Origin of the sequence: Cohnella hongkongensis (assembly GCF_042654645.1) — a bacterium.
Lineage (GTDB): Bacteria > Bacillota > Bacilli > Paenibacillales > Paenibacillaceae > Cohnella > Cohnella hongkongensis.
Map to the genome: position 1 here is coordinate 35451 of NZ_JBHSEP010000030.1, position 18204 is coordinate 53654.

Annotated in this window: 19 protein-coding genes and 1 pseudogene; 10 read left to right on the top strand and 10 right to left on the bottom strand. The window is 59.7% G+C overall.

Annotated features, from left to right (window positions below; all coding sequences use genetic code 11):
* Positions 1 to 186 precede the first annotated feature (186 nt).
* Both ACFO3S_RS26180 and ACFO3S_RS26185 read right to left on the bottom strand, forming a co-directional pair.
* Complete coding sequence (locus ACFO3S_RS26180; protein WP_378102248.1) at positions 187 to 1038, bottom strand: sulfurtransferase; 852 nt, start codon at positions 1036 to 1038, stop codon at positions 187 to 189.
* Positions 1039 to 1072: 34 nt separating this feature from the next.
* A complete protein-coding gene (locus tag ACFO3S_RS26185) occupies positions 1073 to 2278 on the bottom strand; it encodes an MFS transporter (RefSeq protein WP_378102250.1) in 1206 nt (401 codons plus the stop codon).
* A gap of 181 nt (positions 2279 to 2459) precedes the next feature.
* Between ACFO3S_RS26185 and ACFO3S_RS26190 the strand changes: the two genes are divergently transcribed.
* Both ACFO3S_RS26190 and ACFO3S_RS26195 read left to right on the top strand, forming a co-directional pair.
* Entirely contained in the window at positions 2460 to 2954 is a 495-nt protein-coding gene (locus ACFO3S_RS26190) for a GNAT family N-acetyltransferase (protein ID WP_378102253.1), read from the top strand.
* Positions 2955 to 3059: 105 nt separating this feature from the next.
* Entirely contained in the window at positions 3060 to 3263 is a 204-nt protein-coding gene (locus ACFO3S_RS26195) for a DUF378 domain-containing protein (RefSeq protein ID WP_378102256.1), read from the top strand.
* A 71-nt stretch (positions 3264 to 3334) separates the two neighbouring features.
* Here ACFO3S_RS26195 and ACFO3S_RS26200 read toward each other — a convergent pair.
* Both ACFO3S_RS26200 and ACFO3S_RS26205 read right to left on the bottom strand, forming a co-directional pair.
* A pseudogene (locus tag ACFO3S_RS26200) lies at positions 3335 to 3532 on the bottom strand (4a-hydroxytetrahydrobiopterin dehydratase); the annotation flags it as partial.
* A 15-nt stretch (positions 3533 to 3547) separates the two neighbouring features.
* Positions 3548 to 3688, bottom strand: coding sequence for a hypothetical protein (locus tag ACFO3S_RS26205; protein ID WP_378102258.1), 141 nt, complete (start codon positions 3686 to 3688; stop codon positions 3548 to 3550).
* A 147-nt stretch (positions 3689 to 3835) separates the two neighbouring features.
* Here ACFO3S_RS26205 and motA point away from each other — a divergent pair, with 147 nt between their 5' ends.
* Positions 3836 to 4642: a flagellar motor stator protein MotA gene (motA, locus tag ACFO3S_RS26210; RefSeq protein WP_378102261.1), complete on the top strand. Its 807-nt coding sequence runs from the start codon at positions 3836 to 3838 to the stop codon at positions 4640 to 4642.
* Entirely contained in the window at positions 4623 to 5456 is an 834-nt protein-coding gene (locus ACFO3S_RS26215) for a flagellar motor protein MotB (RefSeq protein WP_378102263.1), read from the top strand. Before motA ends, ACFO3S_RS26215 begins: the two co-directional genes overlap by 20 nt.
* 213 nt (positions 5457 to 5669) lie before the next feature.
* On the opposite strand, the gene ACFO3S_RS26220 is transcribed toward ACFO3S_RS26215, so the two are convergent.
* Positions 5670 to 6482, bottom strand: coding sequence for a hypothetical protein (locus tag ACFO3S_RS26220; RefSeq protein ID WP_378102266.1), 813 nt, complete (start codon positions 6480 to 6482; stop codon positions 5670 to 5672).
* A 231-nt stretch (positions 6483 to 6713) separates the two neighbouring features.
* Here ACFO3S_RS26220 and tadA point away from each other — a divergent pair, with 231 nt between their 5' ends.
* A complete protein-coding gene (tadA, locus tag ACFO3S_RS26225; RefSeq protein ID WP_378102269.1) occupies positions 6714 to 7175 on the top strand; it encodes a tRNA adenosine(34) deaminase TadA in 462 nt (153 codons plus the stop codon).
* Here tadA and ACFO3S_RS26230 read toward each other — a convergent pair.
* Positions 7172 to 7387 carry a Spo0E family sporulation regulatory protein-aspartic acid phosphatase gene (locus tag ACFO3S_RS26230; RefSeq protein ID WP_378102271.1) on the bottom strand — a complete coding sequence of 72 codons (216 nt, stop codon included), beginning with the start codon at positions 7385 to 7387 and terminating at the stop codon, positions 7172 to 7174. The two genes, tadA and ACFO3S_RS26230, sit on opposite strands and share 4 nt — an antisense overlap.
* A gap of 223 nt (positions 7388 to 7610) precedes the next feature.
* On the opposite strand from ACFO3S_RS26230, the gene ACFO3S_RS26235 reads away from it, so the two are divergent.
* The 4 genes from ACFO3S_RS26235 to ACFO3S_RS26250 all read left to right on the top strand — a co-directional run bounded on the left by ACFO3S_RS26235 (position 7611) and on the right by ACFO3S_RS26250 (position 12924).
* Positions 7611 to 8294, top strand: a complete 684-nt coding sequence (locus ACFO3S_RS26235) for a response regulator transcription factor (protein ID WP_378102274.1) — start codon at positions 7611 to 7613, stop codon at positions 8292 to 8294.
* Positions 8282 to 9592, top strand: coding sequence for a sensor histidine kinase (locus tag ACFO3S_RS26240; RefSeq protein ID WP_378102276.1), 1311 nt, complete (start codon positions 8282 to 8284; stop codon positions 9590 to 9592). Before ACFO3S_RS26235 ends, ACFO3S_RS26240 begins: the two co-directional genes overlap by 13 nt.
* Positions 9593 to 9685: 93 nt before the next feature.
* Positions 9686 to 10378 (top strand): ABC transporter ATP-binding protein, encoded by a 693-nt coding sequence (locus ACFO3S_RS26245; protein WP_378102279.1) that lies wholly within the window; start codon positions 9686 to 9688, stop codon positions 10376 to 10378.
* Positions 10375 to 12924: an ABC transporter permease gene (locus ACFO3S_RS26250; protein ID WP_378102281.1), complete on the top strand. Its 2550-nt coding sequence runs from the start codon at positions 10375 to 10377 to the stop codon at positions 12922 to 12924. Before ACFO3S_RS26245 ends, ACFO3S_RS26250 begins: the two co-directional genes overlap by 4 nt.
* 266 nt (positions 12925 to 13190) lie before the next feature.
* Here the strand turns inward: ACFO3S_RS26250 and ACFO3S_RS26255 are convergent, their stop codons facing one another.
* A complete protein-coding gene (locus ACFO3S_RS26255; protein WP_378102284.1) occupies positions 13191 to 14201 on the bottom strand; it encodes a LacI family DNA-binding transcriptional regulator in 1011 nt (336 codons plus the stop codon).
* Positions 14202 to 14337: 136 nt separating this feature from the next.
* Between ACFO3S_RS26255 and ACFO3S_RS26260 the strand changes: the two genes are divergently transcribed.
* A complete protein-coding gene (locus ACFO3S_RS26260; RefSeq protein WP_378102286.1) occupies positions 14338 to 14637 on the top strand; it encodes a hypothetical protein in 300 nt (99 codons plus the stop codon).
* On the opposite strand, the gene ACFO3S_RS26265 is transcribed toward ACFO3S_RS26260, so the two are convergent.
* The 3 genes from ACFO3S_RS26265 to ACFO3S_RS26275 are packed head-to-tail and all read right to left on the bottom strand — an operon-like array spanning position 14616 to position 18189.
* Entirely contained in the window at positions 14616 to 15581 is a 966-nt protein-coding gene (locus tag ACFO3S_RS26265) for an ABC transporter permease (protein ID WP_378102288.1), read from the bottom strand. The two genes, ACFO3S_RS26260 and ACFO3S_RS26265, sit on opposite strands and share 22 nt — an antisense overlap.
* Positions 15582 to 16643, bottom strand: coding sequence for an ABC transporter permease (locus ACFO3S_RS26270; RefSeq protein WP_378102363.1), 1062 nt, complete (start codon positions 16641 to 16643; stop codon positions 15582 to 15584). It abuts the gene before it with no gap.
* Positions 16644 to 16647: 4 nt separating this feature from the next.
* Positions 16648 to 18189, bottom strand: coding sequence for an ABC transporter ATP-binding protein (locus ACFO3S_RS26275; RefSeq protein WP_378102290.1), 1542 nt, complete (start codon positions 18187 to 18189; stop codon positions 16648 to 16650).
* Positions 18190 to 18204 lie beyond the last annotated feature (15 nt).

An 18204-nucleotide genomic window follows, 5' to 3' on the forward strand; every position in this document is an offset into this window, starting at 1 on the left:
AACATATACGATACAGCATTAACAAGTGGGTTAAATACTGCTGCCAGTCTCGCCGACAGACCACTGTAACGGATATTTTTCCCGATCTCTTGTTTGCAAGCTGTTGACAGAAAAGCCCAAAGAGGGCTGCGACAGGTTACATGCTCCTAACCTGCTACAGCCCCCAAACCCGCGTCTGACGCGGCCCTACGCCTTTCCCTCTTCCCCCGTCGCAATTGGATTCTCCGGATACGAAATCCAATCGCTCCAGCTGCCCGCATACAGCTTCACCCTGCTGAAGCCCGCTTCCTGCAGGGCCAGCACGTTCGGAGTAGCGGTGACGCCGGAGCCGCAGTAGACGACGATCTCGTCGTCGGGGGACAAGCCGGCACTCGCGAAGCGCTCCAACTGCTCGTCCGCATTCTTCCAGCTGCCGTCGGCGCGGCGCACCTCCGCCCAGAACAAGTTTCTGGCCCCCGGAATGTGTCCGGCTGCCGGATCGATCGGCTCGACCTCTCCGCGATAGCGGGGAGCCTCCCGGGAATCGATCAGGACGTAACGTCCCGTGCCCAGCGATTCGCGAACATCGTCGACCTCGACCAGCATATTGTGCTGCACCGTGGCGAGGAACTGCGCGGGAACGACGATCTTCTGCTCGGCCGACACCGGGCATCCGGCCTCCTTCCATGCGGAGTAGCCGCCATCCATCACGAATACGTTCTCGTGACCCAAGTACTTCAGCAGCCACCACAGCCGGGAAGCCATCGCCCCGCCCTGATCGTCGTACGCGATGACGCGCGTGTCGCTGCCGATCCCCGCCCTGCCGAAGCGAGCAGCCAGCTCCGCCGCGTCCGGAAGCGGATGCCGGCCTCCGTGCTCGCCGAGCGGCCCGGACAAATCCTTCTCCAGATCCATATAGACCGCTCCGGGAATGTGCGACTCCTCATACGCCTTTCTTCCGGCCTCCGGCTGGCCCAGCTGGAACCGGCAGTCCACCACGACCAAATCCGGCTCGTACAGCCTGGCCAGCACCCATCTTACGGAAACGATATTTTTCATCTCGATTGACCGCCTTTCATCGTTATTCCATGTCTTAGACGCTTCCTGCCGCGGCTGCTCCAGCGGAGCGAGCCCGCTCCAGCGCTCTGGCGGACAGCAACGCCCATACGATCACCGCAAGCATCAGCACCGCGAAGCCCGCGAACAGCCATCGCGTCGCCTCCATCCCGTTCTCGTCCAGGAACCATCCGGTCAGCTTCGGCATCAGCGCGCCTCCGATTCCCCCGAACGCCATCAACAGGCTGGTCGTTCGCTCGGTCATCCCCGGCACCGCCCGGTTGGCAAAGACGAGCGCAATCGCGAACATTCCCGACATCGCCAGCCCCGCCAGGAACGTCAACGCGAACGTCGACCAGGTCCCGCTCAGTCCGCCCATCAGCACGAAGAGCGCCGCAGCGGCGATGCAGGCGACCAGCATATAGGCTCCCCCGCCCCAGCGGTCTGCCGCTTGTCCCGACACCAGTCTCCCGATCGCCATCGCTCCCCAGAACAAGCTTAGCGACAACGAGGCCGACGACTCCGTCAGTCCGTTCTGGTTAACCAGAAGCGACGGAAGGTAATGCACGAAGCTCATCTCCAGCCCGACGTAAACGGCGAAGAATACGGAGCAAGCCGCGAGCACCAGAATCGCCAATCCCCGATTCGGCATGCGGCGCAGGCCGGCTTCCGCATGTGACGCATGCTCGGGAGGCCGATCCAGAATTTTCGGCCAGTAGACCCACCAGGCCGCCAGCGTCACCGCCGCCATTCCTCCGACAAGCGCAAACGCCGACTCCCAGTATCCGCCGGAGATGAGCGCCGCCCCGGCGAACGGCATCAGCAGCGCGCCGACGCCGAAGAAGATTTCGACCCTGCTCATCGCCACGTTGGCATTGCCCATCGCCGCTCCAATAATGAAAGACCCCACGACCGCCTCCGTCGTTCCGAAGCCGTACCCGGCGAACGGCGCCACGGCCAGCATGACGCCCCACGGCGGTTGGAACGCATAGAGAATCTCGGCGGCGGCCATCATTCCGAGAGCGCCGAGCAGCAGCGTCTTCTTGCCGATTCGTCCCATCAGCCACGGCGCGAGCATAATGCCGATCAATCCGCCCAGAAACTGATTCATGACCAACTGTCCGCCGTCTCCGTACTTAATTCCGTACGCCGCGACCATCGGTTCCATCACCGTGCCTACGACGAGCTGTCCGATGCCGACGACCAGGTAGGCCATACACCCTAAGAACACTAATCTACGCACGACTTCCTATCTCCTTTTTCACTATCAGCCTCCTTATCATATCACGTTCTTTCTCCTTTGGGCTCCCGAAGAAAATAAGGCCCGCCCGACATCCATCGAGACCTTCCGTCCCGCTTCCCTTATAATAGAGCGTAAAGCAGCGCTCCGCATGAAAGACTGAGCCGACGGAAGGAGAAAAAGGATGAGCCGACAGCCCGTTCCCCCGTTAAGACTGGAGCCGATGACCGAGCAGGACGGTCAGGCGATATGCGAATGGCGTTATCCGGAGCCGTACCACTTGTTCCGATGGCCGTCCTGGGCCGATATGGTCAAGCACGAAAAGGAGTTTGGCGATCCTCGCATCCGGGCGAGCCAATACTTGTCCGTACGGAACGCCGAAGACGGACAGCTCGTCGGATACGTGCAGCTGTTCCCGATGGAACGGACGATCCGAATCGGGATGGGCTTACGCCCGGACTGCTGCGATCGGGGGTGGGGAGCACGCTTGACCGAACTGGTCGTTCAGGAAGCGGCCAGACGCCAGCCTGGCGCGGAGATCGATCTGGAGGTCGAGAAGTGGAACCGCCGAGCGATCCGCACCTACGAGAAAGCGGGGTTCGGGATCACCGATCGCTACGACCGGAGAGCCGCCCACGGGATCGTCAGCGTGTACTGCATGGTATGGCATAAGCGCTAGGCCCTCTTCATAGAACTATAGAGAACAACCAAGAATGAGTTTGCTCCTGTCAGGCAGTTTCACCAGAAAAGGGCGCGCAACCCTTATGAAGGAGGCTGTAACTGAATGAAGGCGCTAAACGTCATTAGCCTGATCCTCGTTATCTTGGGAGGATTAAACTGGCTATCGGTCGGCTTGTTCGAGTTCGATGTCGTCAGCGAGCTGTTCGGCAGCGCAGTGGAGATCGGCTCGAAGATCGTGTACATCGTCGTCGGAATCGCGGCGTTGTACTCGATCGTCCTTCTTCCGAAGGTCGCCAAGGACGACTGAAGCGAGGGGCACAATAGGCTGCGGCAGCTTCCCGGCGGCTACTCCGGGACAAGTGTCGCGGCCTCTTTGTTTTACAGCCGGTCGTAGGCTTTCGCCGAATCGATATCGAGCCGCGTCAAACCTCCCGAATGCCACGTCGTCAGCCGCAGCGTCACGCGCCTGTAGTCGATGGCGATCAGAGGGTGGTGGTTCATCCTCTCCGCGACTTCCGCGACCTGGTTCACGTACGAGACCGCCTCCATGAAAGTCGGGAACACCCTCGTCCGTACGAGCCGTTTGCCCTCCTACTCGACCTTCCACCCTTCCAGCTCCGCCAGAGCCTCCTCCAGCTCCCTTTGTCCCAACAGCGGGTTGCCGCCCATCGTTCTCGTCCTCCCTTTTTGTCTTCCTCTTTCCGCCCGGTTCGACCCGAGTCCTTGCTCCACTAAGCTTTTCCTTGCGACGAATTTGCGAAAAAGAGGGTTCTTCTCTAAAGCTTTCGCCCTGTTCTGTCGATAAACCTATTATCGTGTCGGTTGAAATTGCACTTTCCTGTCGCGTACATAACATTCTTCCATATTCCGGGGTGTACGATGAAAAACTCAACGATTATTGGTCTAGCTCTAGGTCTGGTAGCTCTTGTATTCGGGATGTACCTGAAAGGCGCCCCGATCATCAGTCTGGTGAACAACCCGGCCGCTTACGTCATCATCTTGGTCGGAACGGTCGCGTCCGTCTTCATGGCGTTCCCGATGTCGGATCTGTCCAAGGTTCCCAAGCTGTTCAAGCTGCTCTTCGCCGAACCGAAGCTGCTGCCGCGGCAGCAATTGATCGGCATGTTCATGGAATGGGCGACCATTACCCGACGCGAAGGCTTGCTCGCTCTGGAAGCGCGCGTCGATGAGATCGAGGACCCTTTTCTGAAAAACGGCATGCGCATGATTATCGACGGCAACGAACAAGACTTCGTGCGCGACGTTCTGCTCGAGGACATCTCGGCGACGGAAGACCGTCACCGCGCCGGCGCGCAAATCTTCTCCCAGGCCGGCATGTACGCTCCGACTCTCGGGGTGTTGGGGGCCGTCATCGGGCTTGTCGCCGCTCTGGGTAACCTGGAGGATATGTCCACCCTGGCTCATGCCATAGCCGCCGCGTTTATCGCGACGCTGCTCGGGATTTTCACGGGCTACGTGCTCTGGCATCCGATGTCCAACAAGTTGAAGCGGCTTTCGAAACGCGAGATCGATCTGAAGCTGATGATGGTCGAGGGGCTGCTGTCGATTCAGTCCGGCGTGTCGACCATCGCCATCCAGCAGAAGCTTCTGGTCTTCTTGACTCCTACGGAGCGGTTGGCGTTCGCCGAGAAGGAGGACGAGCAAAGTGAGCAGAAAACGGCATGAACCGCATGAGGAGCATGCGGACGAATCCTGGCTGCTTCCCTACTCCGACCTGATGACTCTGCTGCTGGCGCTATTCATCGTATTATATGCGGCCAGCTCTGCAAACACGGCAAAATTGGAGCAGATGAGTCAGGCGTTCAAATCTGCGCTAAGCTCCGGGATCGGCGTTCTCAACGGGGGCTCCATTATGGAGGACGACCAATTGAAGCGCCGCACCAACGACGTTCAGACCCGCCTGGACGACGGGCGCACGAGCAAGAGCCGCGAGACCCTGAAGCAGGAAGAGCAGAAAAATCTGGAGCAGCTGAAGGACAATCTGGACGAGTACATTCAGAAGAACGGCTTGTCCACGCAGCTCGAGACGCAGTTGAACCAGTCCCAGCTCCTGATAACGATACGGGACAATGCGCTGTTCGCTTCCGGCAGCGCCACCGTCAAACCCGATTCCCAGAAGCTGGCCGTTGCCATCGGCACCATGCTGCAGCAATACACGGACTACGAGATTCTGGTTACGGGGCATACCGACAATCAACCGATCAATACGGCCGAATTCCCGTCCAACTGGGAGCTCAGCTCCAAGCGCGCGATCAACTTCATGAAAATTCTGCTCGAGAACGAAGCCTTCGATCCGAAGCGATTCAGCGCCACCGGCTACGGAGAATTCCGGCCTCTGGAGAGCAACGCGACCGAAGCCGGCAGAGCCGTAAACCGCCGAGTCGAGGTTTCCATTCTGCGCAATTACGCGGATCCGGCCGAGACCGGGCAGGAGCTAACGCTTAACGCAGCCCAGACGGACGGCGAAGCCTCGGAATAATACTCGAATAGCGCGGAACGCCCGGAGAGAGCTTCTCTCTGAGGCGTTCTTCTCGTTTCAAGGCGACAGGCCTTCCCTTCGCACCCCTCGCAGCGATGCGCCCGCCACGCCGCCGCTGCGAGCCGCCCGAACTATAGCGGCGGCTACCGTTTGTCCGCATGAACGGCTTGTACTTGGCGAGTGGATCGACGAGCAGCGGGTTCAACGGCCTCATCATGATGAAGAAGACAGGTTCTGTCCCTCTTTCCTGGAGGAGGCTTGCTTCTCCTCCATTGTAACCGCGACCGGACGACTTTCCCATTGGCGAAGCAGGGCGGCCAGCTCCTCCCAGGTCACCTTGCGATCGGGGTGCGGGGACGGAACGGGAAGCAGCCGTCGATTCTGCAGCCATTTCATCTGCTCGCTGACGAAGGAGGACCAGTCCACTGCCGCGGTCCTCCGCACGCCGGCGCGAACGGAAGGGCCGGACTCCTGACGGTAGACCGGCTGCTTGGCGGGCACTCCCTTCCCGTCCCATTCCAATACGCCCCGCCACATCGCCACGACATAGCTGCCGTAGCGGGGGTTTCCGTGATGCGTCCATTTTCCGCCAAGCTCCTCCCAGCACGTCGCCGCGCCCCGCCAGCCCGCCTGCTCGATATAGCTGACGGGCCTGTCGTCCGCCAGCTTGGCTTCCGCCGGGAGCGGCATCAGCGTCGCGAAGGTATGAAGCATCTGAAAGCGGGCTTCTATCGCGGCTTCGTCCGTCCACTGCGCTCTTAATTGAGGCGCCCAGTCCGGTCCGGAAAGCTCCGCGGTCCACCACCTCGTATCGTACGCCGCCTGGCAATAAGCGACATCGCCGCGAATTCCGTATTGCCGGCCGTGACGGATATAAATCTCCGCCACGTCCGGAGCCTGCGGATTCCTCCTTCTGGCATACGCGAGCAAGCGATCCCCCGAGCAGCTCGCTTCTCCCCGTATGGACAGCTTGCCTGTCGGCCCGAACTCGGGATGACTCCGAAACGCCGCATCGACCTTTTTCATTCGAGACGCCCCCTCGACCCCGGACAGGTTGTCCGAGTTATTCATTTATATGTATTCGCCGAAGACGAGGATTTGAACTTATTTGCCAACCTGTTACAATAATATTCAGTTATTCACATCGTTATTAACATAAACTGTGCATAAGTCTGTGGGTAAGACAAGGTTTATCCACAGACTTATGCACAGCATGTTAACATCGAATACACGTTCGCGGAGTAAGGAGCATTATCGATGAATGTAATGGATGATGAACGTTGGATGCGGGAGGCGATTGTCCAGGCGCGGCATGCCGAATCGCTCGGAGAGGTCCCGATCGGGGCCGTCATCGTTCGCGATGGCGCTATCGTAGGGGCGGGATACAATCTGAGGGAACGGGATCGAGACCCGACCGCTCATGCGGAGATGATCGCCATTCGTCAAGCCAGCGAGCGTCTTCAAGCCTGGCGGCTGCTGGGCTGCACCCTGTACGTCACGCTTGAGCCTTGTCCGATGTGCTCGGGCGCAATTCTCCAATCCCGCGTGGAACGGGTCGTCTACGGCGCCTCCGATCCGAAGGCCGGCTGCGCGGGCACCTTGATGGATCTGCTGCAGGACTCCCGGTTTAACCATATGTCGCCCTGGACGTCGGGAGTGCTTCAGGAGGAATGCTCGGCTTTGCTTACCGATTTCTTCCGGAGGCTGCGAGGGCGTTAATAGAGGCGCACCGGATACTCGTTATTCAGCTTCCGGACGTCCGACTCCTCCTTGCGCAGACGTTGAAGCTGGATAATCAGGCGGTCGGCTTCCTCGCTAACCGCGACGATCTCCGGGTCGGTCAGATTGCCCAAGTCGTTGGCCATTTCGTATAGTTGACTCTGCAGCCGTTGGAGGCGCCTGATTAATTCGGAAGTCTCCATCTCTGTCATCTGGCCGATCCTCTTCTTTCGTAATAATGGTAGAAATTTGTCACACTCCGTCACCGACTGCTAGGATGAATGAACTACCTCCATTATAGGATAAAATTATCCATTTTTTTGTAGAATGCTGTCGAGGTTAATCGCTCATTTTTGAATAATTTTCCGACAAAATCAGGAAAAAAGAACTAGTGCTAAAGATGTTCATTTTTCCATCGAGAAAGGAGCCTTCCCTTTGAGCCTCCGTCTACTGCTCGTCGAAGACGACGATTCCCTGCACCGCGGCATTCAGTTCACGCTGCTGCAGGAGGGCTACGAGGTGATCGGCGCGCGCAGCCTCGCCGAGGCACGGACGCTGATCGACAGCCAGGAAATTCATCTGCTCCTGCTCGACGTGCAGCTTCCCGACGGCAGCGGCTTCGACTTCTGCGCAGAGGTTCGGAGGCAGCGCGACGTTCCGATCATTTTCTTGACCGCTAGCGATCAGGAATTCGACATCGTCCGCGGGCTGGATCTGGGCGGCGACGACTATATTACGAAGCCGTTCCGCCTGCGCGAGTTTCTGTCGCGCATCCAGGCAGTGCTTCGCCGCAGATCGCCCGCAGGGAGAGAAGAAGACGCGATCGTCGCCGGGCCGTTAACGCTTCATGTCGGTGAAATGCGCCTGGACAAGCGTGGACGCGACGTTCCTCTGAGCGTCACGGAATTCCGCCTGCTGCTGCTGTTCATGACGCATCCTCGCGCCGTCTTGTCCAAGGATCAGATTATCCGGCAGGTCTGGCCGGACGGCGCCGAAGTGCTGGACGACAATACGGTGGCGGTCAACATCCGCAGACTCAGGGAGAAAATCGAGGACGAGCCTCAGCATCCCCAATGGATCGTCACCGTTCGAGGAGCCGGATATCGATGGAACGTCTAGAGAACGAACGGATCCGATTCTCCGAACAATGGCGCAACCCTTCCTTCCGGCGGCTCTTCCTGGTCCTATCCCTGCTCCTTCTTCTCTTCGTCGTCCTCGCCCTGCTCTATGGCCACTATTCCTCCGAGAAGCTGAAGAGAGACTGGCTGAACCGGGAGGCCGCTCTCTTGGGCAGCATGGCGGCGGAGCATCCCGACTGGGCGGAGCAATGGGTCGGCCTGCTGACCGATTCGGAACAAGCTTCTCCGCAGACGATAGCGGAAGGACTTCAACAGCTGGAGCGGTATGGCCTGAACGCGCAGACCGATGCCCGGTGGCTTCCCGTGCTGGACGACTATCGCGGCCGGACGATCCGGATTCTGCTCCTCGGCGGCGTCTGCTTCACCGCGCTCGCCGCCGTTCTGCTCTATCGCGAGCGTGCCCGGCAATCCCGTATCCTGCGCCGGCTGGCCGTCTCCATGGAAGGGGCGGTGAAGCGGAACGAGCCGATCGACTACACCATCTACGAGGAAGGGGATATCGGGCTTCTGGCCAGCTCGGCTCAGGAGCTCTCGAGGCGGCTCAAGGAAACGATTGACCAGCTTCACCGGGACAAGTCGTTCCTGAGGATGACGGTGGCGGACATCTCCCACCAGCTGAAGACCCCCCTTGCCTCGCTCATGATCTACACCGATCTGCTGCAGGACGGCAAGCTCGACGAAGCCCATACCGCCGAATTCATCGGCCGATGCCGGCAGGAGCTTGATCGGATGGAATGGTTGATCCTGACGCTGCTCAAGCTGGCCCGGCTGGAGGCCGGCGCTCTCGAGCTGAGCATGAAGCCGGCGCCGCTGGCGGATACGGTGCGGCAGGCCGTCGAGTCCGTGAGCAGGCTGATGGAAGCCAAACAGGTTCGTATCGTCGTCGACGGCTCGGACCCGTCTCCGGTCGTTCCCCACGATCCGCACTGGCTGGGAGAGGCGCTCTCTAATCTGCTCAAGAACGCCGTCGATCACAGCCCTGTCGGCGGCGTCGTCTCCGTGGAGTGGGAGCAGACGCCCACCTTCACTCATCTTCGGGTGGCGGATCAGGGGCCCGGCATCGATCCCCGTCACCTGCCGCACATTTTCAAGAAGTTTTATCGCGTGTCCGCAGAAGGCGCCGGGGTCGGACTCGGCTTGCCGCTCGCCCGCTCGATTATCGAGAAGCACGGGGGCGTCTTGACCGCAGGCGCGGGCGCTTCGGAAGGCGCCGTATTCCATGTTACGCTGCCCCTGCATCCTTTTCCGCCGAAGACGGAGAATCTTACGGAACTGTAAGCGGCGCCCCCTTCGGCCTGTAAGGGAGCCTCGGTATACTGGATTCATCCTGCGGGAAGCTTCCCGCGAATCCATCATCGGAGGACGAATCGCATGAATGTCATTAGCGCAGACGGCTTAAGCAAGCACTACGGCACAGGCTCGACGCAGGTCGTCGCCCTTAGCCAGGTTTCCTTCCAGATCGGTCAGGGAGAGTTCGTGGCCGTCGTCGGAGCGAGCGGCTCAGGGAAGAGCACGCTGCTGCACCTGCTCGGCGGCTTGGACAAGCCAAGCGGAGGAGACGTGCACATCGACGGAGAGAATCTGTACTCGTTAAAGGAGAAGGAGCGAGCCGTGTTCCGCCGACGCAAGATCGGGTTTATTTTCCAATCGTACAACCTGATCCCGGTGCTGAACGTGGAGGAGAATATCCAACTGCCGCTTCTTCTTGACCATCGCCAACCGGATAAAGCCTACATTAACAACCTTATCCATACGCTGGGCCTGCACGACAGACGCAAGCATCTGCCCTCCGAGCTGTCCGGAGGCCAGCAGCAGCGGGTCGCGATCGGCAGAGCGCTCGCCTACCGGCCCGCGATCATTCTGGCGGACGAGCCTACAGGCAACCTGGACAGCGCCAACGGGCGGGAAGTCATTGAGCTGCTGAAGCTGGCCGTGCGCCAATATCACCAGACCGTCATCATCATTACCCACGACATGAACATCGCCGCCGAAGCGGACCGGGTTCTCCATCTTCAGGACGGAAGACTCCTCAGCGATTCGATGAGTCTCGGGAGGGACCTATGAGAAGCTACAGCGCGATGGCGGGCAGGTATTTAAAACAGCAGCGCAAGCGGACGATTCTGACGATCGTCGGCATCATTCTCTCCGTGGCGCTGATCAGCGCGCTCGGCACGATGGGGCAGACGCTCAAGGACAATCTGATCCAGAACACGAAATACGAGGACGGCGCCTTTCATTTCGGCTACAGCAAGCCAACCCCCGAGCTCTACGAGGTGCTGCGGAAGCATGCGCTCGTCGAACGGCTGGGCTACTATCGAGCGGGAGAGAGCCGTCCGCTGGAAAGCTCGATTAACGTATCGATCGAAGAAGCGGACGGCGAAGCCCTGCAGCTGCTTCCTATTCATCTGCACCAAGGACGGCTGCCGGCGGCTCCGGACGAGCTGATCGTCGAACGATGGATTCTGGAGCGGCTGCCGGGATCTCCCGGTCTGAACGGCTCCGCGCGGCTGGTCGGCCCGGACGGAGAACTGCGGGACTATCGCATCGTCGGCGTCCTGAACAATGAGAAGAGCAGCCAGATTAACGGGAGCTCCAGGGCGTTCACGCTGGCGGATCCGGCGAATATACGGATCGATTCGAAGGGGCTGCTGCTGCTGACGTTTAAATCCGGCGTCGACATCAGCGGTCAGATCGATGACTTTACCCGGCTGAACGCCAGTCTGTTCACGAACACGACTCTGCTCGCCTATCTCGGAGAGTCGGAGGACAACAGTCTGAACTCGGCGCTCTCCGTTATTTTCGGCACATTGATCGGTCTCGTCGTCCTGTCGACGGTCGCCGTCATCTACAACGCCTTCCATATCGCGGTGCTGGAGCGCGTGCGCCAGTTCGGCCTGCTCCGCACGCTGGGCGCCACGCCGGCGCAGATTCGAAGTCTGGTTCTGCGGGAAGCGACCGTGCTCTCTACGATCGGCGTCCCTGCCGGCTTGCTGATCGGGTGGTTCGGACTTTGGCTTGTGCTGTGGCTCATGACGAAGGCCGGATTGCAGATTCTCATGATGGAGACGTTCGAGCTGACCTTCCATTGGTGGATCTTCGCCGGCAGCTTCGCGATCGGCTATCTCGCCGTTCACCTTGCCGCCTGGCTTCCTGCGCATAAAGCTTCAAGCGTGTCGCCGGTCGATGCCGCGAAGGGGGCGGGAGGCATCGTTCGCGAATCCTACAGACGGCTGCGGATTCCCTCCCTGCTCCATCTCGCGGGCATCGAGGGCCGTATGGCGGCCAACAACATTCGCCGCAATCGGACGAAGTTCCGGATCACGACCTTCTCGATCGTCATCAGCATTATGCTGTTTATCGTGTTCCACTATTTCACGCAGCAGACGCTGTCCTTGACGACAACGACCAACGAGGACGATCGGATCGCCTTCCAGCTGACCCGGACAGCCGCCCCGGACGAGAACGGAGGCCAATCGCTGACCGCCCCCTTAATCCCGGACGAATGGATCGGCGAGATCGCCGACTGGCCCGGAGTAGAGGACGTATACGGCATCTACGACCGGCTGCTGCTTCCCGCTCTCGTACCGGAGGCGAAGCTGAATTCGGATTTTCTGGAAAGAACGAACAGCCTGTACGAGAAGGCGGCAGCCGGCGGCCATGAGAGCTATCAGGTCCCGTCGCGCATTCTGCTCTACGATGAGGCGAGGCTTAAGCGGGCAGCCCAATATCTGCAGACGGGGACGGCCGATCCGGTCCGGCTCGCCGAAGGGGACGGCGTGCTGCTGATCCAGACGGTCAAGCCCGTTCAGCGCAACGGCAAGAAGGGAATAATGGACCTGACCCGTTACAAGGTCGGAGACACGATCGCCGTCCGAACCTCGTCCGATTCGAACAGCGAGACTGCGGCTTTCCGCGAAGTGACGGTGGCCGGCATTTTGACGCAATCTCCGTTCGATTCGCCTTACCAGGAAGAAGGGCTGACGATCATCGGAACGAAAGGAACGTTCGCCAAGCTGTTGGAAGCAGCGGCGGCAGACGATCCCTCTGCCGACTACGATGCGGAAAGACGCGGGGTGGAGATTGCGCTCAGGGACGGGGCGGACGCGGAGCCTGTCAGGGAGAGGCTGCAGGAGCTCGCTCGCGCCCATCCCGGAAGCAGGCTGATCGATTATGCCGAGAACCAGAAGCAGGCTCGGAATTTCAACGTTCAGATGCAAATATTCGTCTATGGCTTCCTCGTCGTTATCGGCGGGATCGGCAGCCTTAACATTATCAACACCGTCCAGACGAATCTGCTGCTGCGGCGCCGCGAGATCGGCCTTCTGCAGGCGGTCGGCATGACGATGGGACAGATCCGGAAGATGGCCACCGGGGAAGGCGTCTGGTTCGGCGTCATCGGAAGCTTCTGGGGCATTCTGCTCGGCGTCGTGCTCAGCGGCTTCCTCCATATGCAGATCACCAACGTGCAGGATTATCCGTTCCAATTCCCTTGGGGGGCGTCGCTGATCGCATGCTCGGCCGCTCTGCTCGTAGGCGTGGTCTCGGTTCAGGGACCGCTTAGAAAGATGGAGAAGGCGAACCTGCTCGAGGAGCTGCGGGAAGAAGCCTAACCGAACTAACCAAGCAAAAACGCCTTCGGCGGCCTCTAGACGCAGAATCGCGTTTTTGTCGGAGGTGATTCAGAGAAGTATAGGTAATTTTATACTTTCTGAATCACCTAGCATAAGCGGCTTAAGCCGTCCTTGGGATCGGCGGGATAACGTTGATGTCGGAGACGATTTCAAATAAGGGTAGCGAATTTTATCCTTGCTGAATCACGCACAAAGGCGACCTCTGTCCCCGGATTCTCGAGGGCGGCAGAGGTCGCCTGTTCCCTTCAGTCGGCTGGCGCCGGGCCGCAGGATTCCCGCACGACAAGCTCCGTCGGCACGATCACTTCGGGAGGAGCCAGCGACTCGTCGACGATCAGCTCGTCCAGCAGCTCGATCGCCCGGCGTCCGATCGTCATCATATCCTGGCGGACTGTCGTCAGCGCCGGTCTGACATAGCCGGCCAGCTCGATATCGTCGAACCCGATCACCGATACCTCCTTCGGGACGGACAAGCCTGCGTCGCGGATGGCGTCGATCGCGCCGATCGCGCTCATGTCCGAGCAGCATACGACGGCCGTAGGCGGCTCCGGCAGCGCCAGCAGCTCTTGCATCGCCTGGTACCCCGTCTCCCGGGTATAATCCCCCTTCGTTACATACTCCTCCCGCCAAGCAAGGCCCGCCCCGGCCAGACCCGCCCGATACCCGGCCAACCGCTGCCGGTTGGCGTACGAGTATTCGTTTCCGCTCAAATACGAGATTTTGCGATGATTCAGTCCGGCCAGATAAGCGACCGCTCGCTCCGCCGCCTCCAGATTATCCGAGCTGATATAGCCCGCACGGCCCTCCCGGATGTCGAGATCGATAAACACGGCGGGAATTCGCGACTCGATCAGCTCTCCGAAATCCGCCCCTCCCTGATCGAAGCCGAATACGACGACGCCTTCGACATTGCGGCTCTGGCAATGACGGACGAGGCTGTATTCCTTGCTCCAGGACATCTGGGCCAGATAGATCAGGTCGTAGCCCCGTTTCTGCAGAGCCTGCTCCATTCCAGCAAGAATGCGGGTGAAGAACGGATGCGCCAGCCCGGTCGTCAGGAAGATCCCGATCGTCATCGATCGGCGTCCCACGAGCGACCGTGCCGCCAGGTTCGGCCGGAACTGCAGCTCCCGCACGCACTGCAGCACCTTCTCCTTCGTCTGCTTGTTGACCGTCGTATAGCCGTTCAGCACCTTGGACACGGTCGCCACCGACACTCCGGCCGCTTTCGCCACATCCCGTATGTTGGTCGCCATATCCGTCCTCCATGCATCCGCCGATTTTCCTCTTGATGTTACCATAAGGTTCGTGGATGTTTCCACAAGCCCTTGTTATTCCTCTTTGCATTCGCTAAAATAAGAACAAATGTTCCTGTGTGGAGTGTGGTTTCTTTTGGTCAATCCATCGGTTATCGAGAAGTGCGTCGGACGAAAGGTCGATCTGATCTACGTAGACACGAGCGGGAAGTTCACGATGCGCCGGGTCGATCTTTTCTCGGTCCGCAACGGCAAGGCTCGCGTATACGACGTCCGGAAGCGCGGATTCCGCACGCTGGTCGTCGACCGGATTTTGGCGGTTCAGCCCTGCTCCTCGGGCGAATCCTCGCGGGTCGGCACGGAAAAAAACGAAGCCCCGGAGCCGGTCCGGGACTTCGATTCTATTCAAGCCGCTCATCGTACCGTCGGGTCGTAGATTTTGCCGATGGCGCCGGGAGGGCGGGCTTTGCCGATGACGCCCACGAGCACGAGAACGGTTAAAACGTAAGGCAGCATGTAAATGTATTCCCGAGGGATGCCGTCCGCCCAGGAATAAATCTGCAGGATGCTTCCGATCGCTTGCGCGAAGCCGAAGAACATCGCGGCTCCCAATGCGCCGAACGGGTTCCATTTTCCGAAGATCATGACGGCCAAGGCAATGAAGCCTTGCCCTGAGATCGTATTATAGGTAAAGTTGCTCGTCGTCGTCAGCGTAATGGCGGCGCCGCCGAGGCCGGCCAAAGCTCCGCTCGCCATGACCGCCGCATAGCGGATCCGGTAGACGGATATGCCCAAAGTGTCCACCGCGCCGGGATGCTCGCCGGTCGCCCTTAACCGCAGGCCGGCAGGCGTCTTGAACAAGATGAAATAAACGGCGCCGACGAGCAGCAGAGCCAGATAGGTCGTCGGATATGCCGAGAAGAGCGCCGGGCCCAGGAAAGGGATGGACGACAAGAACGGAATATCGACCTTGGAGAAGACGACGGACAACGTATCGGTCGTCGCCGAGCCTTCGAACAGCAGCTTCACCAAATACAACGTCGAGCCAGCAGCCAGAAAATTGATGACGATCCCGCTGATCACCTGATTCGACTTAAAGGTAATCGCGGCCACCGCATGGATAAGAGAGAACAGCGCTCCCGCCGCCACGGCGGCCCCTACCCCGATCCATAGCGACGTTCCGGCAAGCTGCCAATGGGCTTGCATGAAATGAACGGATACCGCAGCGGTGAACGCGCCGACGGTCATCAGACCCTCCAGCCCGACGTTCTCCACGCCGGATTTCTCCGAGAGAATGCCTCCCAAGGAAGCGAGCACGAGCGCCGTGGAATACACGAGCGTAATATTCAGCATGTTGCCGAGCAAATTCAGAACGTCCAATCAGCTCACCTTCTTCCCGGGAATAACGCGAGTTTTGACCAGCAGCAATCTGACGATTCCTTGGGCGGCAATGAAGAAGATGATGGAACCGAACACGATCCGGACGACTTCGGGCGGAGCGCCCGTCGCGAAGCTCATGCCGGACGAGCCGTAATTAAGCGACCCGAACAGCGTAGACGAGAGCAGAATGCCGAACGGATGATTCATGCCGAGCAGCGCGACGGCGATTCCGTCAAAGCCGTAACCGGGCAAAGACGAGAGAATGGACTGGTAGTGAAAGACGCCCAGCACTTCGAAGGCGCCGGCCAGACCGGCGAACATGCCGCTGATCGCCATCGTCTTGACCATGTTGAACGGAATGTTCATGCCGGCGTACTCCGCGGCGGTCGGGCTATGGCCGATCGCCCGCAGCTCGTAGCCTTGTTTCGTTTTCCAGAGATACACGTAGAAGAACGCGACGCACAGGAGGGCGATCGGCATTCCCCAGTGCACCCGGGCATTGTCGAAGAAGCCGAGCAGTCCCGCGATGCTGGCGGAGGCCGAATCGGCCACGTCCCGGGAGCGCTGCTGCCCCGGTTCCATCAACAGGCTTTGAACAAGGTTGTTGCTTAGGTACAAGGCGACCCAATTGAGCATAATGCAGACGATGACTTCGTTGATTCCCCGCTTGGCTTTCAGAAATCCGACGATAGCGGCCCATAGTCCGCCGAACGCGGCCCCCGACAGAACGGCAAGCGGCGCGTGTATATACCAAGGCAGCGAGAACAAGATGCCCACCAGGGAAGCTCCGGTCATGCCCATCAGAAATTGCCCCTCCACGCCGATGTTGAACATGCCGGTCCGGAAAGCGAAAGCCACCGCCAACCCGGTCAGCATGAGCGGGGTGATCTGGCGAAGCGTCTCTCCGACGTCGTAGGCGTTGCCGGTCACCTTGGCGAAGAGAGCCGAGTAAGCGGCAAGCGGATCGTATCCCCCGAGCAGAAGCACGACGGCTCCGCAGAGCAGCCCGAGAACGATCGACACGATCGGAAGCAAGAAAGAGTCGGTTTTGTATTTCGCCATCCATTTATCCACGTTCCGAACCTCCTGACTTCGTCGACCCGCCCGCCATCATCAGGCCGAGCTCCTTGTCGTTCGTATCCCGCGGGTACACCTCGCCGACGATTCGGCCCCCGTAGATTACGGCGATCCGGTCGGCGACGTTCAAGATTTCGTCGAGCTCGAACGAGACGAGCAGGACGGCCTTGCCCCGGTCGCGATGCCGGACGAGCTGCCGGTGCACGAACTCGATCGCGCCGACGTCCAGTCCCCTCGTCGGTTGGGCGGCGATGAGAAGATCCGGATCGCGGTCGATTTCCCGGGCGATGATCGCCTTCTGCTGGTTGCCGCCCGATAGCGCCCGGGAAAGGGTCCGAATCGAAGGCGTCCGCACATCGAAGCCGGAGATCAGCTTTTCCGCGTGCTCGTCGATCGCTTTTTTCTTCAGGAATCCCTTCCCGGTAAACTCCGGTTGTTCGTACGTCTGAAGAACCAGGTTCTCGCTCATCGTAAAATCGAGCACGAGTCCGTGCTTGTGCCGGTCCTCCGGGATATGCGCGACTCCCGCTCTCGTCACGTTCCGCGGCTTCCAGCCCGTCACGTCCCGACCGTTCAGCCGAATGGAACCGGACTCGACCTTGCGGAGCCCGGTAATCGCTTCGACGAGCTCCGTCTGGCCGTTGCCGTCGACGCCCGCGATCCCGAGAATCTCCCCGGCGCGGACCGTGAAGGACAAGCCGTTCAGCGCCGGTTGTCCCTGAGCGTTCAGGCACGTCAGTTCCTGTACCGTCAACGTCTCGCTCCCGATCGACGGCTCCCGCTTATCGAGGGAGAAGCTGACGCTGCGGCCGACCATCTTCTCGGCTAGAATCGACGGGTCCGCCCCGGCCACGGGCAAGGTTTCGACGACCTTGCCCCGCCGGATGACCGTGACCGTATCCGCCGCCTCCATGATTTCCTTCAGCTTGTGCGTGATCAGAATGATGGACTTGCCCTCCCGGGCCAGCTTCTTCAAGATCGCCAGAAGCTCGACGATTTCCTGAGGAGTAAGGACCGCCGTAGGCTCGTCGAAAATGAGAATGTCGGCCTTGCGGTATAGCGCTTTAAGAATCTCGACCCGCTGCTGCATACCGACGGAAATCTGCTCGATTCGGGCGAAGGGATCGACGTACATCCCGTATTGCCTGGAGATTTCGGCCACCTCGAGAGCGGCGGTCTTATAGTCGATCCGAACGTCCTTCGTCGGTTCCATTCCCAAAATAATATTCTCGGTGACGGTAAACGGCTGGACGAGCTTGAAATGCTGGTGGACCATGCCGATGCCCAGCTCGATCGCCCGGCGCGGATTCGAGATCTCGACCGGGTTGCCCGCGATCCGAATCGTTCCTTCGTCCGGTTGATAGAGCCCGAACAGAATGTTCATCAACGTGGACTTGCCCGCGCCGTTTTCTCCCAGCAAGGCATGGATTTCCCCTTTGCGCAGCCGGAGATCGATACCGTCGTTCGCCGTGATTCCGGGGAAGCGTTTCGTGATGCGGACCAGTTCGGCGGCTAAAGGCGCTTCGTTCACGAGATCACCTGCTTT